Consider the following 15,440-nt stretch of genomic DNA (forward strand, 5'->3'; position numbering starts at 1 on the left):
AAAGGAGGACATGTAATGTCGAAATCCATTACAGAGAGCCGATCTCTGTTTGAACAATTGTATACGCACGCACCAATCGGCATTGCTGTCGCATCGCATGTAAATGGACGGTGGTTGCAGCTTAATCCTGCATTTTGCGAGATGCTTGCATACAGTGAAGATGAACTGATCGATACTTCGGTCATACATATGATCTACGAAGAAGATCTGCACATGGAGGAATTCCGCAGCAAGTTTTGGGAAATGACCCATGAAACAAGTCCGATGTACGAGATGGAGGTTCGTCTGAAACGAAAGGACGGTTTGTTATTATGGGCAACCATTAGAGCTTGTATTGTTAGGGATGAAACGAATGGTGAGCCCTTGTATTTGCTGGTACAAGCTGCTGATATTACGAAACAAAAAGATGCAGAGCAGATCCTCATTGTGCAACGTAAACAATTGGAAGAGAGCAGTCGCATCTCTCGGCTGTTGGCGGAGTCTTCACTAGACCTGATTGCAATACATGATGCCGATTCTAGTCGTACATTTAAATATGTATCAAATGCATGTAAAAGCATGTTGGGCTATGAGTTGGAAGAAGTTATAGGTAAGCCGGGAACATTTGTTATCTATCCGGAGGATGTGCCTTTGGTTGAAGCGTACGTAGAAGAGCAGAGAAAGGGTCTGGCTCCCAAACGGCTCAATTATCGCCTGCTACATAAGGATGGATCTACGGTATGGGCAGATACGATTACGCACTATGTATATGACGATGCAGGTGAATTGATGGAGATGGTCGCCGTAACCCGGGATATCACAGCCAGCCAGCAACAACAGTTAAGCATGCAGGAGTACAGATCGTTATTTGACTGCAATCCCCTAGGTGTGGCTTCTCTTGATCTGGAAGGCAATCTGCTGAAAGCCAATATGGGTCAGGAACAGTTGACAGGACACGCCAAGGAGGAGCTGCTGAATCGACCTTTTGATCACCTCATTGATCCTGTAGATCTGGAGAAGACTCGATACCATTTTGAGGAAACGGTGAAGGGCAATGCACAGAGTTACGAGATAGGCCTAATTCACAAAAATGGGCAGCGAATTGAAACAAATGTGATTAATGTTCCTATTATACTTGAGGAGAAAGTTGTCGGGGTCTATGGGATTACCAGTGACATTACTGAGTCCAAACGTTACGTCGAGGAGATCGAGAATCTTAGTTATGAACGGGCATTGATTTTGAATGGCATGTCTGAGGGGGTTATTGGACTGGACTTGGATGGGAATCTGAACTTTGCCAATCCGGCCGCTGCGGAGATCATGAACTTCTGTCCAAGTGAAATGAATGGCCAACCCCTTGAACAGATGATGATCCAAATGCAGAGCGAGGGCATCCCATACCCATCCAGGGATACACCTATTCTACAGGCTGTTCGTGAGGGACGAGGTCTGCCGCGTACCGAATCCGTATTCTGGAGACAGGATGGGTCCAGTTTTCTGGCGGAGTTCCAATTGAAGCCGATTATGGATCAGGGTAGAACCCGCGGAGCAGTTCTGGTCTTCCGTGATATGACATCTGTTAAGGACATCATACGTGCCAAGGAAGCAGCAGAGCATGCAGACCGAGCCAAGTCCGAGTTTCTCGCCATCATGAGTCATGAGCTTCGTACGCCATTAAACGGCATCATGGGCATGGCTCATCTGTTAATGGAAACCGAGCTGGATGATGAACAGAAAGGTTTTACGGAAATTATGATTGATAGTGGCGAATCCCTTTTGTACATTTTGAACGAAATTTTGGATTTCAGCAAAATCGAAGCCGGCAAAATGGATCTTGAGCGCGCGCCTGTAGATATTAAGGCGATGCTGGGCGGGGTGATCGAGCTGTTTGCACTGAAGGCATCAGAGAAAAATATTGAACTCTATTGTGAAGTGTCGGATCACATTCCTGAACGCATTCGAGGGGATGAGACACGAATCCGGCAGATTTTGATTAACCTGGTGGGTAATGCCGTTAAATTCACAGAGCAAGGCCGCATTGAGGTGAGCGTAGGTGCTGATTTCTCAGATGAGCATGGTCAGGATAAACTGATGTTGACCTTTAAGGTGAGAGATACAGGGATCGGAATTCCAATAGAAAAGCAGCATCAATTGTTCCAATCCTTCTCACAGCTTGATCCGGCCATCAATCGCAAGTTTGGCGGGACAGGTCTAGGCCTTGCGATCAGCAAAAAACTGGTTGAGTTAATGGGCGGAGCGATTGGCGTACAGAGTGAGATCGGTGAGGGGGCAGAATTCCAGTTCACCCTCGTAGTGGAGCGGTGGTTAGAGGAAAGTAATGATCCGATCAAAATCACCGCGAATGATGAACTGCAATTGGATCGAGCGAGTCTTGCCCATGACATCAAAATTTTGATTGCTGAGGATCAAACGGTCAACAGTCATCTGTTGGAGGAGATGCTGCGCAAGTTTGGCGGAGTATGTGATATCGTTGAGAATGGTGCACAGGCCGTCGATTCTTTGAACAAGGTTCAATATGACCTGGTGTTTATGGATATTCAAATGCCAGTTATGGATGGGATTGAAGCGACCTGCCACATCAGAAAGAGCCACCCAGACATACCGGTTATTGCAGCGATTACAGCTTTTGCAGGCGCCGGTGACCGTGAGGAGTGTCTGAAATGCGGGATGCAGGACTTTATCAGCAAACCGTTTCATTCCACGGAGATTAGCCGCGTACTGAATACATGGGTTCCATATATTCGCTCTCAAAGGGTAACGTAACGGAAGAATAACCTGCGCCTTGAAATTCAAGGTACAGGTTATTCTGTCATTTACGACCAGCCTCCGATTAAACCGGAGAGAGTCACACATTCGTCATCTTCCAAATCTGCAATCAGAGTGAGTTCTTCGTTGTCTTGTGGATCAACGGAGAATAATTCACGGCGTCCGTCCTCATGCACAATAATGACTAACTGATGGCCGCCCTTTGTATCAAACTGGTACTTAACTCCGATACCAGGTAGTGGGCATTCGCGGATATTCATGAAACTTGTCACCTCTTTAGCTTTGCTTAATAAAAAATTAACCGTTCACACAGTACGGATGTATTCTACTATCCATAACACCGTTTGGCAAGTCACAAATAAAATTGGTGTGAAGAATTAATTTTTTCCGCGATGTGACCTTGCACTTTGGTGCTGTCTGGCCCGTCTGCGACGAACAAAAAACCAAATGAGCAGAGCAGCGATTAATAGTAGGCCAATGACTGCCATGATAATGATGTTCCGAATATTGGGAACCTGTACAGTCAGATCCAGTTTATTCATCTGGAGGGGTGAAACGTGCCAAATCAGCGTTTTTCCGCCATCCTCTACCTGATCTGCATTGGAATCAGCTGCCTTGATGGGCAAAGACAACTTAAAGTCAAAGTTAACATCCTTTAACAAGAGATTTTTAAGAAAGCCGGGTACCTTGTTAATCTGATTTTTGATCTCACCATCGGGCATGGACTCCATGAGATCGGCTTCTGCTGTAATATGCATTTTGGAAGTGAAGAAGCCAGGTGAAGTTGATTGTTCAACCTTGATCCCTTGTGGTAACTTGGACGTATTAAAGCTGGTTTTATTGCTTTTTTCATAATGGGTGGTCGCTGTGAGTTGCTTCTGATCTCCTTGTTCCGAAACCTCTGCCTGGAAGTTATTTCGATTCAATGCATCTGCAATCAGAGGCATGAGATTGTCTTGTCCAATTTTTCCAAGAGCGGAGTTCTTTACGTTGAGATTGAGATCCAGATCCGTTGATCCATCCATATTCACCGTTAAATGGGCTTCTCCATCAGCACAAGCGGATAAAACAGATAACATAAGGGCTAATAAAACAGTAAGAAATAACTGACGTAAGGGGATGCGAGTTGACATGTCTTTCAACCTTTCTGCTTAAAAATCCAAATTCCATTTCATAGAAGTATAGTATACACCGTAAGCATGGCGGATGAAACTTTGCACCGTGTAGCGAGGTACGTATGATTTAGTGTGATCGGGGAAATAATCCATTTATTAAAATTAAAGATTTCGTATTTTTGTCAATGTTCGGTCAATTCAAATGGCGCTTCAAAGTGTACACTAGTAGTAGTGTGATGAATATACGGAAGCAGGGAGGTTACATTCATGACATATATCATTATTATGGCTGTTATTATGGTCGTGGGCATGGTCGGAATGGGCTGGTTCTATCAGATTATGGATAAAGACCAAAGCTAGTATTGTTTAAATGTGAAAAGAAGAGAGACAACCTATAAGCTGGCTTCGCTAACGCGAGGCGGGCTTATTTGTGTGGGGAAAATGTTGAGGCACTGACCTTACATAAGTACGTAATATATGTAACCAGTCGTGTTGCACAATTTGACCGATGGACAAATATTTTTCGTAAAGATGGGATTTTTTAGCTGCTCTTTTGTATAATAGGGGGTAGTTTAACTCGGGATGCTCCCGAAATTCTGCCAAACAGGAAAGGGTGTACATAATGAAATTTAGTGAGTATACGTATACACGTCCGAATCTGGAACACATCAAGACATCTTTCCGTGAGCTGTTGAGCGGTTTTGAAGCTGCGGCAACGGTTGAAGAACAGAGTGGATTCATGGATCAGATTAACGCGCTGCGCAGTGATTTTGAGACACAAGCCCAATTGGTCTACATCCGTCATTCCATTGATACCAATGATGAGTTTTACAAGGCAGAGAACGAATTTCTGGATGAGAATGCACCAATTGTGCAGGAATATATTACGGATTTTTACCGCGCACTGGTTAACTCCAAATTCCGCAATGAGTTGGAACAGAAATGGGGTTCACAGCTGTTCCAGCTGGCAGATCTTTCACTGAAAACATTCAGCCCGGAAATTATTGAAGAACTCCAGAAGGAGAACAAACTTTCCACAGAATACAATCAATTGATCGCATCCGCCAAAATTCCGTTCGAAGGTGAAGAACGCACGTTGCCACAGCTTCATCCATTTGAACTGTCCACGGATCGCTCCATGCGTGAGCGCGCTTCGGAAGCCAGATACACTTTCATGGCTGAACATGAGGCTGAATTCGATCGCATTTACGATGAACTGGTTAAAGTACGTACACAGATCGCGAAGAAACTGGGTTATCCAAGCTATGTAGAACTCGGTTATGATCGTATGAACCGTACAGATTACAACGCCGAGATGGTTGCCAACTTCCGTGCACAAGTTCGCGATTATATCGTGCCTGTAGCGACCAAGCTCAGAGAGCGTCAGCGTAATCGGATCGATGTGGATACACTGTATTATTACGATCAGGGCTTCAGCTTCAAGACGGGTAACCCGACACCTAAGGGTGACGCGGACTGGATTATCGATAATGGTAAAAAAATGTACGCTGAATTATCGCCAGAGACGGATGCTTTTTTCCAGATGATGACCGAAAACGAGCTTATGGATCTGGTAAGCAAAAAAGGTAAACAGGGCGGCGGATATTGTACGTTCCTGAACGATTACAAAGTGCCGTTTATCTTCTCCAACTTCAACGGTACATCCGGTGATATTGATGTATTGACACATGAAGCAGGTCATGCTTTCCAGGTGTATGAGAGCCGTGATTTTGCAGTGCCTGAATACAACTGGCCGACATATGAATCGGCTGAGATTCATTCCATGAGTATGGAGTTCTTCACATGGCCGTGGATGCAGTTGTTCTTCAAGGAAGATACGGACAAGTACAAGTTTGATCACCTGTCTTCCGGTTTGTTGTTTATCCCCTATGGCGTAGCCGTGGATGAATTCCAGCATTTTGTATATGCGAATCCGGATGCAACACCAGCGGAGCGTAAGCAGGCATGGCGCAACATTGAGAAGACCTATCTGCCACACATCAATTACAAAGACAATGCGTATCTGGAGCAGGGTGGTTTCTGGCATAAGCAGGGTCACATTTTCTCATCGCCATTTTATTACATTGACTACACGTTGGCACAAATCTGTGCATTCCAGTTCTGGAAACGCAGCAATGAGGACATGAAGTCCGCATGGGCCGACTATCTGACATTGTGCAAAGCGGGAGGAAGCCTGTCCTTCACCGGATTGGTTGAACTGGCTGGATTGAACTCACCATTCGAGGATGGCTGTGTATCCTCCGTAATTGGCGATATTGAGGCATGGCTTGACGGCGTGAACGATAAGGCGCTGTAAGCCTTCGTAAGGATGCTTTTAGTAATAGTACCTTCAGTAAGGTATAAGTAGTGGATAAAGCTTTAAGATAGATAAGTAAGACGGCTTGGAGACCTTCGGGTGTCTGGGTCGTCTTTTTCATTATAGGTAAAAATCAACCTTCAGTGTAACATTTATCGGACTCATTGTGATTTATTTCACTATATCTGAAAACGGATTCAGTTACAATGGAGATAGTAAATCAGGGGTTACAGGAGGCTGGTTCAAATGGCAACACATGCATATTATGTTCCGCCCGTGAACTTGATGGGTAGAGGCTGTTTACAGGAAGCAGGTCAGATGATTGAACAGATGGGTATCCGCAAGGCGCTGGTTGTAAGTGATCGTCAATTGATTACTTCAGGCGTTGCTGAACAGGTACTGTCTATACTAAGAAAATCAGGGTTAGAATATGTTGTATATGATGAGGTTCAGCCTAATCCAACATGTCAGAATGTACATGATGGACTTCAAGTATTCCAGGATCATGGCTGTGACGCCATTATATCGATAGGCGGAGGTTCACCGCAGGATGCTGCCAAAGGGATTGGTATTGTAGCTACGAATGGTGGGCATATCCGTGAATATGAAGGACTGCATCAATCGAAACATAAGTCCGTACCACTTGTGGCTTTTAACACAACAGCGGGCACATCGAGCGAGGTGACAATTAACTACGTGATTACAGATGAGGAACGTAAAGTGAAGATGGTTATGGTAGACCGCAACAGTCTGGTCTCGCTGTCGGTTAATGATCCGGAGCTGATGCTCAGCAAACCTGCAAGTCTCACAGCGGCGACAGGAATGGATGCCTTGACCCATGCCGTAGAAGCGATGGTTACACCTGGTGGATTTACAGTGACAAGTGCCACAGCTGCAGCAGCTGTTGAACTGATCTTTGAATATTTGCCAAGAGCCGTGAGAGACGGCAGTGACCTGGAAGCGCGGGAACATATGACGTATGCGTGTTTCCTTGGCGGTATTGCGTTTAATAATGCGGGCCTGGGTTATGTCCATGCGATGGCGCATCAACTGGGTGGCGTATATGATCTGCCGCACGGTGTCTGTAACGCAATGTTACTCCCCTATGTGGAAGAGTTGAACGCCAAGCATGTCCCCGGCAAATTCCGTCATATTGCCAAAGCCATTGGTATGGATGTGAAGGGTAGAAGTGATGAGGAGTGTTCGGAGTACGTCATAGAGGCCATACGTCAGCTATCGAAGGAAGTCGGGATCCCTGAGAAACTGTCTGAACTGGGTGTAAAAGATCCCGATGTGGAACTGCTTGCCGATAACGCGATGAAAGATGCCTGTGCACCAGGCAATCCCTATCAACCATCCAAGGATGAAGTGATGGAGCTGTTCCGCAAAATAATATAAGTGCGAAGTTATCGAGTCGGAGGGAATCCGACTCTTTTTTGTTTTTCAAAACTTGGATATTGTATATATGCCTTTGGGCATCTTCACAAATGGAGTTCAATGCGTAATAATGTAGGTCGGGCCATTGGCAACATATGACATCGACATCAGGAGGCATCATGAGACTTAGTACAAGTAACCTAAACACCTATATTAAGCAATATGAGACTTATTTAAGCGTGGAGCGTAATCTATCCCTTAAATCCATTAAAGCCTATCTGTCTGATCTCAACAGACTTGTAGAATGGCTTGATACTAAACATATCCACGATGTAACCAGAGAAAATTTACGCATGTATCTGGAACAATTAAACAGTGAACACACACTTAAAGACTCGACCATTAAAAGAAAGTACATATGCTTCAAAGCATTTTTTAATTATTTGGTTCAAAGCGGTGATATAAGCGAGTCCCCAATTATTGGTTTCGGAAAAAAATTCAAAACGGCAAGACGTATTCCAAAGACACTCTCTGTCAATGAAGTAGAAAAGTTATTAAATGCACCTCAAGAGCACATGAAACAATTACACACGAGTTTTAGAAGAAGAATCAACCTTCGCAACGATGCTATTATTGAACTGCTCTATGTTATTGGAATTCGAATTGGAGAACTAGTGAATATTGATATGGAGCACATCGATCTCGAAGAGAAAACCGTGTTGATTTTTGGAAAAGGTCGTAAGGAGCGGCTGCTCTACATTTCAAGTAGCGAAGTCATCCATAAAATTAAAACATGGTTGCATGCCCGCGAACATTTCGACCCCCAATCTGATGCTCTGTTCCTCAACAAATATGGTGATCGACTCTCCATTTACTCCATTGAGGATATTTACTCTAAATACAGGGACTTATCTAAGGTTAGCAAAAAATCAACACCGCATTACCTCAGACATAGCTTTACTACACATCTGCTGAACAATGGTGCAGATCTAAGATCAGTCCAGGAAATCCTCGGACATACCAATGTAAGCACCACGCAAATATACACAGAAGTGTCTGTTGAACGGAAGAAGGATGTGCTTTCACGGTTTAATCCGAGAAATAATCTAAAAGTGTAGAGAAAAACCTCCAAATAACTATAAATTATTTGGAGGTTTAGATTGTGGAATTAATTAATAAGTATCTTGATGAAATAACACAACAAAAAGAAAAAGTGACCGTGGTGCTAGTAACTAATGTGGATAATCAGACAAATGAATTTGAAGATTATCATAATAATTCATTAATTTCAGAGTACTTAAGCGAATCTGAGCTAGAAGTACTCAATCAAGGGTTTGAAAATTTTGGTTTCCGAACCATCATTCACTTTGATGAGACAGAATTTATACAAAAGGTAGCTACGAGCAAACATCCAATATTAAAAAGAAATCATATTGGAATAGTATTAAGTATGGCCCAAAAAGGAAAAAATATCGGCAGAAAATCGTTGTTACCAGCCTTTTGTGATCTATACAATTTAAAATATACAAGTTCCAATCCATACACCGTTAGCCTGTGTAGAAACAAATATCACTCAGGTATATTACTGAAACAGCATGGTATTCTTGTTCCTGAGAGCTGGTTATATACAAAAAAAGGGTGGCTTTTTGAACAAAAGCCACCTCAAGGTTGTAGAGTTATTATTAAATTGAATAATGAATCTGCGAGTATTGGGATTGATCAGAATAACATCATTAATTACGAATCATCAGATGATTTAATGATAGAACAATTGTGCATAGAATACGGACAGGAAATCATTGTTCAAGCATTCATTGAAGGATATGAAGTAGAGCATCCGGTTGTAGTTGATAAAGAAATTACGCCTTTAATTCCTATGGGAGTTCAACTGAACGACAGCAGAAATCTTTCTGATCAAATTTTGACTTATGAAATAAGAGGTAAGGATCAGTATTCTTTTTATAATTATTCTACAGAAAATCAAGTAATAAATGCTAAACTAATTGAGACAACAGCTGCAGTTGCTGAAGTATTAGGCATAACAGGTTTTGGGAGAGTTGATTATCGAATAAATCAAAAAAATGAGTTTTTTGTGACAGATATTGCCACGAACCCACATATTGTTAAACATAGTTCTTTTCATCAATCATTCATTGAATTAGGTTATACATATAATGAAATGTTGGCTACATTTGTAGCAATTACAATCTCAAAATACGACCTAGGATTCCGACCAGAATTGAATATCTGACATAAGGAATCCATTTCCATATGATTTTTCTTTTGAACGTTCAACAAATTCGGGATACATCTTATCAATAATAGTAAACCATTCTAATCCTGATAACTGTATGTTAGAATCAAACAATTCTTTTATGAGTTCATGGCGTTTTTCGTAATAATTCTGATCTCCAATAGAAGGCATATACGAAATAGTATTCCATAATTCTAAAGCTTCTGATTGGTTACCCAGTAAGTATTCTACTACCATGAGATTAGAGTCAACATAGAATTGATAGTATAACTCTATATTTTTTTTTCGAATCAATTTCTTTTTCAAAGTGTCAAGTATATCCCGAGCTTGATCTAACTGGTTAGTTGCTGCATACAACACAGATTGATTAATTTTAAGTAGTATACTATCTGCACTTGATTTTATTTTATTAAACATTTCATTATATATCTCTAGCCCTTTTTCAAAAGATATATTTTCTGAAGCTATTCCGCTCAATATATAGTTATTTAAAGGAATCTCAGGGCGTGGAAATGGGATTCCTTTATGGTTGGCGATAAACTTTCTTAATTGTGTAGCATCTTCGAAACTTTCTTCAAACTTACCCAAAACTAGTGTGTTAGCAATATGGTTGTTTAATGAAAAATAATACTGAATTGGATTAAGTGGAACTCCACCAATTTCTAATGGCCCAAAGTACTTTACACTTTTCATAGTACTTCTTTGAGCAAAAATTATAGAATGAACAGCACTTGATTTTCGACGGAGGATATTGATTTTGTCTTCTGCATCCATGTCATATGATGCCCGATCACCTAAGTAATGCATAAGTAAATTCTCATTTTTTATAGCGCTTGTTTTATCATTAATGTGAATATAACTAATCATTTGCACAGATAAAATTCTTGACCATAATTCACTTTCACCATTAAGTGAATTAATATCTTTATACTTATCAAGGATAGAAACAGATTTATTACGCGAATCACTGTCTATTTTTTTTGTCAAGCACATGGCTAAGAGATAATCTCTTTCTGCTCTTAGCAAAATTGGATAAGAATCCTCAATCCACCCTAACTCTTCAATAACTTTATCAAAATTTTTGTTCAAATAGTCTGAATAGGCTTGTTGCATGATATCAACATATTCAGCAGCACGAAGCTCGCTTATAGACATTAAAACTTCTTGAGAGAAGTCATGATTAATTGTTTCTGAATTACGAAGCTTTTTTACATAAGCAAGAATGTATTGCAATGCCGCTTGATCTACATAACTTGCTTTTAACAGAGCGCGTGCTCGCGCAATATAGTCATTTGGCTTAATTACTTTCAGGCACTCTGCATAAGCTTGAAAATATGTTTTCTTATCTTCTAATTTGCTCTCAAATAAATTACGAATAATCTCATGTACAAAATTAACTTTTTTATTGTTTTCTTCCACAAAATAAAGTTTATTTGCTTCAGTAATAATTTGTTGTAACTCAGCTTGGTTTCTCTTAGTTATTTTTTCAAGTTCAAAAAAGGTAAAAGATATACCAAGAATAGAAGCGTATTTTAAGACTTCCGAGATAACCTCGCCTCTTGCTCCAAGATTTTTTAGTCTGTCTTCAATCAACGTCATAATTTTCTCTGTATTTCCTAAGCTTATCAATTCAGTCGATTCTACAGAAGAATGGTTAAAAAATTGGATGATTTCTTTGGTAAGATGCAAATGTCCACCTGTTATAGAGTATAACCCGTTGATTAAATCATTGTTAATCTCTTTCATCAAACCCATTGATACCAAAGCAGATTTGTATCCAACTTTTTCGATAACATTTAGTTTGTACGTGTCGAAATGAAATTCTTTAAGAATTCCATTTTTGAATTTCTCGTTATTTAAAGTCTGATCCGATGTCCAATTAATAATAATTACAAGTTCTTCTAGAATGGATAGGTTATTCTCTCTCTCTTTCAGAATTTGATAAATTAAACTTACTGACTTTTCATCCCAAAATTGAAAATTTTCTATGATAAACACAATTCTTTTTTTTGTTAGATAACGTATTCTATATATTATGCTTCTTTCAGAATCCGTTAAATAAGAATTGTCTTTATCGAATTCGTTATCATTATGATTAAGAAACTCTTCTGAGATATGTTCAGCTAAGTCTCCCACAAAGGGAATACCTTTACTCGCTTTGGATACTGTTTTTTTTAGAGTTTTACTGTTATTCCGATTTTTCAAACCACTTTTTTTTGAAGATATGCATCTTTCAAAAGGATAATAATCTCTAGTTATACACTGACTATCTCCTTCCATGAGGAAAATTTCAAACTCATCTATCAATGATAATTCACTGATAATACTATGAGTGAGATAAGATTTTCCTGTTCCAGACAAGCCTTCAATAAGAAATAACTTTCTGTTATCTCTTATTCCTCCTAAAATATGTTGCTTAATTTCCTGTTGATGATGTAGTAAAGAGTAAGTCATTCGCGACCTCCAAATAATTTATAGTTATTAGTATGTAATTTTCTGATAGATTGCTTTAGCAATTCTGATCATAACTTTCTGTACCATATCTAATTCTATTCGACACATTTCTATATATTCCTCTAAAAATTTACAAATTCATTGCCGTTTTCTGATTCGTAGTACCTGTATTTTTAATTATATAGGTTTATGGGTCTAGTAGTGTCACACTTTTACCATGAATTTTCCAAAAGGAGTTTGCTTCTCTATTATCGAATATAATATGAATAACAGCGGCACGAGAAAGGGTGATCTTACCCATAACTTGATGTCGATGTTTTCCAGTAAGATTCCCCAGTCCGTTTCGTGTTTAATGTAAATAGGAGTAGTCTATTTCATTGTTCACGAGCTACACCTGAAGTTCTGCATCTAACATTCACCTCTGTAAGACAGTCAAGGCAATTCTACACCAGCATCATCTCTATTTCAGGCTTTACAATCCAAGAAGTTCAACTGCAATAAGATTCATCCAGTTACACATCTGTACAGCATGCTCCTAATCATGACAACAGTGTCCACACAACAGAATATCGATTATGGGCTCTGAAATGAATCAGAACGAATGCACGTGGAGGAGGCTGTAATGATGGCGAAAAAAGAAGTTGTAGCGATGCTACTTGCCGGAGGGCAAGGTAAGAGGTTAAAAGGATTGACCAAATCACTGGCTAAGCCGGCTGTATATTTTGGGGGCACGTACCGAATCATTGATTTTCCGCTGAGTAACTGCTCTAATTCTGGTATTGATACAGTGGGTGTATTAACTCAATATGAACCACTTGTCTTACATTCCTATATTGGCATTGGCAGTGACTGGGATCTGGATCGGAAAAACGGCGGGGTATACGTACTTCCTCCGCATGAACGTGAAGACGGTAGCAACTGGTACCGGGGTACAGCGGATGCGATCTTCCGCAACCTGAACTTTATTGAACAATTCGATCCTGAGCATGTGCTCATTCTGTCAGGGGATCATATCTATAAGATGGACTACGAAAAAATGCTCCAGTATCACAAAGAAAAAGATGCGGATTGCACCATATCGGTCATTGATGTCTCCTTGGAAGAAGCCAGCCGGTTCGGTGTGCTGAATACCAACGATGACTATAGCATCTATGAATTCGAAGAAAAACCTCCTGAGCCCAAGAGCACACTTGCTTCCATGGGTATCTATCTCTTCAAGTGGGATGTACTGAAACGTTTCCTGATCCAGGATGAACAACAGGCATCCACCTCCTATGATTTTGGTAAAGATATCATTCCGTTATTGCTTGAAAATGAAAAATCCTTATACGCATATCCATTTGAAGGGTATTGGAAAGATGTAGGTACCATTCGCAGTCTGTGGGAGTCGAATATGGATTTGTTGGATGAAGATACCCCGTTTAATCTGAATGACCCGGACTGGCGTATTTTCACACGTAATCCAAACCAACCTGCACAATACATTTCGCCTTCGGCCAAAGTGCGGAATTGTATTATTAGTGAAGGCAGTGTGGTGCATGGAGAGGTCAATCACTCCGTTCTGTTCTACGGAATTGAGGTTGGGGAGAACAGCGCCGTTATAGATTCTGTCATCATGCCAAGGGTGAAGATCGGGCAAAATGTGCATATTCACCGAGCAATCATTGCAGAAGGATTGGTTATTCCGGATGGAACACAGATTTCGCCCGCACCGGGAGATGAGAGTGATATATTACTCGTCGATCAGGAAGAACTGGAGCGTCAGCTTCGCCAAGGAATAACCAGCAAGGCCTAATTGAAGCCAAAAGGACGGTGCATGCGATGAAATCATTGATCGGAGTTATTAACCTTGACCATGAACTTGAGGAATTGAAGGAATTGACGTACTTTCGCTGCGGAGCCGCGGTGCCTTATGCCGGGCGTTACCGTCTGATCGATTTTGTTCTATCTAATATGATGAATGCCGGAATTGAGAGCATAGGGGTATTTGTCCGTCGTAAGTATCGCTCGCTGATGGACCATCTCGGTGACGGCAAGCCTTGGGATTTGGATCGTAAGCATGGGGGCATGTTTATTTTACCGCCGGACTGGAACGATCCAACAGATACATCACAGGGGGACTTGCAGCATTTCCATAACAATCTGGACTTCTTCCGCAGAGGTGCAGGGCAATATGTAGTGCATGCGGGCAGTCGCCACGTGACCAAAGCAGACCTCCAGGATGTCTACAGGTATCACATCAGTAAAGGAGCGGACGTTACACTGGTCTGCAAAAAAGTAGATCAGCTGCTGCCTGAGCATGACGCCTGTGTCAAAGTTGATCATGACGGGGACGGTAACGTGGTGGACATTCACCAAAGCGCTAATCACCCGAATATATATACAGAAATTTTCATTATGGAAAAGGAATTGTTCCTGCGCCAGGTGCAGCGCTGCATTGATCATGGCGAGAGCCATTTCTTTCGGGATGTGATTCAAAAAAATCCGGATGGATTGAATATCGCTGCGTATGCATATGATGGCTATCACGCAGTCATCAATTCCATTGACAGTTATTACCGCAACAGTATGGATCTGCTGAACACAGGGCAATATGAACAGCTGTTCAAGGAAGATCCGATCCAGACCAAAATTAAATACGAAGCACCTGCCAAATATCTGGATACCGCCGATGTTAAACATTCACTTCTCGCGAATGGCTGCATTGTAGCTGGAGAGGTGGAAGACAGCATTTTATTCCGGGGCGTACAGGTGGCTAAAGGTGCCAAAATTAAGGGTTCAATCATCATGCAAAAATGCTACATTGGTGAAGGAACCGTACTTGAGAACGTCATTCTCGATAAAGACGTGAAGCTCACCGGAGGACAGACGCTGATCGGTGACCCGTCGAATCCATACATTTTAGCGAAAAGTACTATTATCTAATGCCCGCACGTAACCGATATCTTCTATAAATATATAAAATAAAAATCCTGTAGGATGGATTTAAGGTTCATACACTTTCGACGAATGAATTGCATCTTCGAAAGTTCTCACCAGCATGCAAACGTAGTGAAGGGAACGAAATCGATTCTGAAGCGTAGCGGTCGCCTAAAAGCTTTCTGCAAGAAAGCTGCTTCGAAAGCATATGCTGGTTTCAAATTTTATCCTGTATTAT

Annotated in this window: 10 protein-coding genes; 7 read left to right on the forward strand and 3 right to left on the reverse strand. The window is 41.2% G+C overall.

What is annotated here, in order from left to right; all coding sequences use genetic code 11:
* The first annotated feature begins 15 nt into the window (after nucleotides 1-15).
* Nucleotides 16-2,763: a PAS domain-containing hybrid sensor histidine kinase/response regulator gene (locus ACE04G_RS20460; protein ID WP_449004420.1), complete on the forward strand. Its 2,748-nt coding sequence runs from the start codon at nucleotides 16-18 to the stop codon at nucleotides 2,761-2,763.
* Between the two features lie 50 nt (nucleotides 2,764-2,813).
* Here ACE04G_RS20460 and ACE04G_RS20465 read toward each other — a convergent pair whose 3' ends face one another.
* Together ACE04G_RS20465 and ACE04G_RS20470 are read right to left on the reverse strand one after the other, a co-directional pair.
* Nucleotides 2,814-3,026, reverse strand: coding sequence for a cation:proton antiporter regulatory subunit (locus ACE04G_RS20465; RefSeq protein WP_017688899.1), 213 nt, complete (start codon nucleotides 3,024-3,026; stop codon nucleotides 2,814-2,816).
* A gap of 117 nt (nucleotides 3,027-3,143) precedes the next feature.
* Nucleotides 3,144-3,899 carry a hypothetical protein gene (locus tag ACE04G_RS20470; protein ID WP_449004421.1) on the reverse strand — a complete coding sequence of 252 codons (756 nt, stop codon included), beginning with the start codon at nucleotides 3,897-3,899 and terminating at the stop codon, nucleotides 3,144-3,146.
* Nucleotides 3,900-4,503: 604 nt separating this feature from the next.
* Between ACE04G_RS20470 and ACE04G_RS20475 the strand changes: the two genes are divergently transcribed.
* The 4 genes from ACE04G_RS20475 to ACE04G_RS20490 all read left to right on the forward strand — a co-directional run bounded on the left by ACE04G_RS20475 (nucleotide 4,504) and on the right by ACE04G_RS20490 (nucleotide 9,826).
* Nucleotides 4,504-6,198, forward strand: a complete 1,695-nt coding sequence (locus tag ACE04G_RS20475; RefSeq protein ID WP_449004422.1) for a M3 family oligoendopeptidase — start codon at nucleotides 4,504-4,506, stop codon at nucleotides 6,196-6,198.
* Between the two features lie 246 nt (nucleotides 6,199-6,444).
* On the forward strand, nucleotides 6,445-7,596 hold the full coding sequence (locus ACE04G_RS20480) for an iron-containing alcohol dehydrogenase (RefSeq protein ID WP_449004423.1): 1,152 nt from the start codon (nucleotides 6,445-6,447) through the stop codon (nucleotides 7,594-7,596).
* Between the two features lie 158 nt (nucleotides 7,597-7,754).
* Nucleotides 7,755-8,693: a tyrosine-type recombinase/integrase gene (locus ACE04G_RS20485; protein WP_449004424.1), complete on the forward strand. Its 939-nt coding sequence runs from the start codon at nucleotides 7,755-7,757 to the stop codon at nucleotides 8,691-8,693.
* Between the two features lie 44 nt (nucleotides 8,694-8,737).
* Entirely contained in the window at nucleotides 8,738-9,826 is a 1,089-nt protein-coding gene (locus ACE04G_RS20490) for a D-alanine--D-alanine ligase family protein (RefSeq protein WP_449004425.1), read from the forward strand.
* Here the strand turns inward: ACE04G_RS20490 and ACE04G_RS20495 are convergent.
* Entirely contained in the window at nucleotides 9,797-12,283 is a 2,487-nt protein-coding gene (locus ACE04G_RS20495) for a P-loop NTPase family protein (protein ID WP_449004426.1), read from the reverse strand. The genes ACE04G_RS20490 and ACE04G_RS20495 overlap by 30 nt on opposite strands.
* Before the next feature lie 625 nt (nucleotides 12,284-12,908).
* Here ACE04G_RS20495 and ACE04G_RS20500 point away from each other — a divergent pair.
* On the forward strand, nucleotides 12,909-14,078 hold the full coding sequence (locus ACE04G_RS20500) for a glucose-1-phosphate adenylyltransferase (protein WP_449004566.1): 1,170 nt from the start codon (nucleotides 12,909-12,911) through the stop codon (nucleotides 14,076-14,078).
* A 26-nt stretch (nucleotides 14,079-14,104) separates the two neighbouring features.
* A complete protein-coding gene (gene glgD / locus ACE04G_RS20505; RefSeq protein ID WP_076217120.1) occupies nucleotides 14,105-15,208 on the forward strand; it encodes a glucose-1-phosphate adenylyltransferase subunit GlgD in 1,104 nt (367 codons plus the stop codon).
* Nucleotides 15,209-15,440: the final 232 nt, after the last annotated feature.

This window comes from Paenibacillus sp. AGC31 (assembly GCF_057334655.1).

Coding starts and splice junctions, on each gene's coding strand:
- ACE04G_RS20460 (WP_449004420.1), top strand. CDS start 16: ATGTCGAAATCCATTACAGAGAGCCGATCTCTGTTTGAACAATTGTAT.
- ACE04G_RS20465 (WP_017688899.1), bottom strand. CDS start 3,026: ATGAATATCCGCGAATGCCCACTACCTGGTATCGGAGTTAAGTACCAG.
- ACE04G_RS20470 (WP_449004421.1), bottom strand. CDS start 3,899: ATGTCAACTCGCATCCCCTTACGTCAGTTATTTCTTACTGTTTTATTA.
- ACE04G_RS20475 (WP_449004422.1), top strand. CDS start 4,504: ATGAAATTTAGTGAGTATACGTATACACGTCCGAATCTGGAACACATC.
- ACE04G_RS20480 (WP_449004423.1), top strand. CDS start 6,445: ATGGCAACACATGCATATTATGTTCCGCCCGTGAACTTGATGGGTAGA.
- ACE04G_RS20485 (WP_449004424.1), top strand. CDS start 7,755: ATGAGACTTAGTACAAGTAACCTAAACACCTATATTAAGCAATATGAG.
- ACE04G_RS20495 (WP_449004426.1), bottom strand. CDS start 12,283: ATGACTTACTCTTTACTACATCATCAACAGGAAATTAAGCAACATATT.
- ACE04G_RS20500 (WP_449004566.1), top strand. CDS start 12,909: ATGGCGAAAAAAGAAGTTGTAGCGATGCTACTTGCCGGAGGGCAAGGT.
- glgD (WP_076217120.1), top strand. CDS start 14,105: ATGAAATCATTGATCGGAGTTATTAACCTTGACCATGAACTTGAGGAA.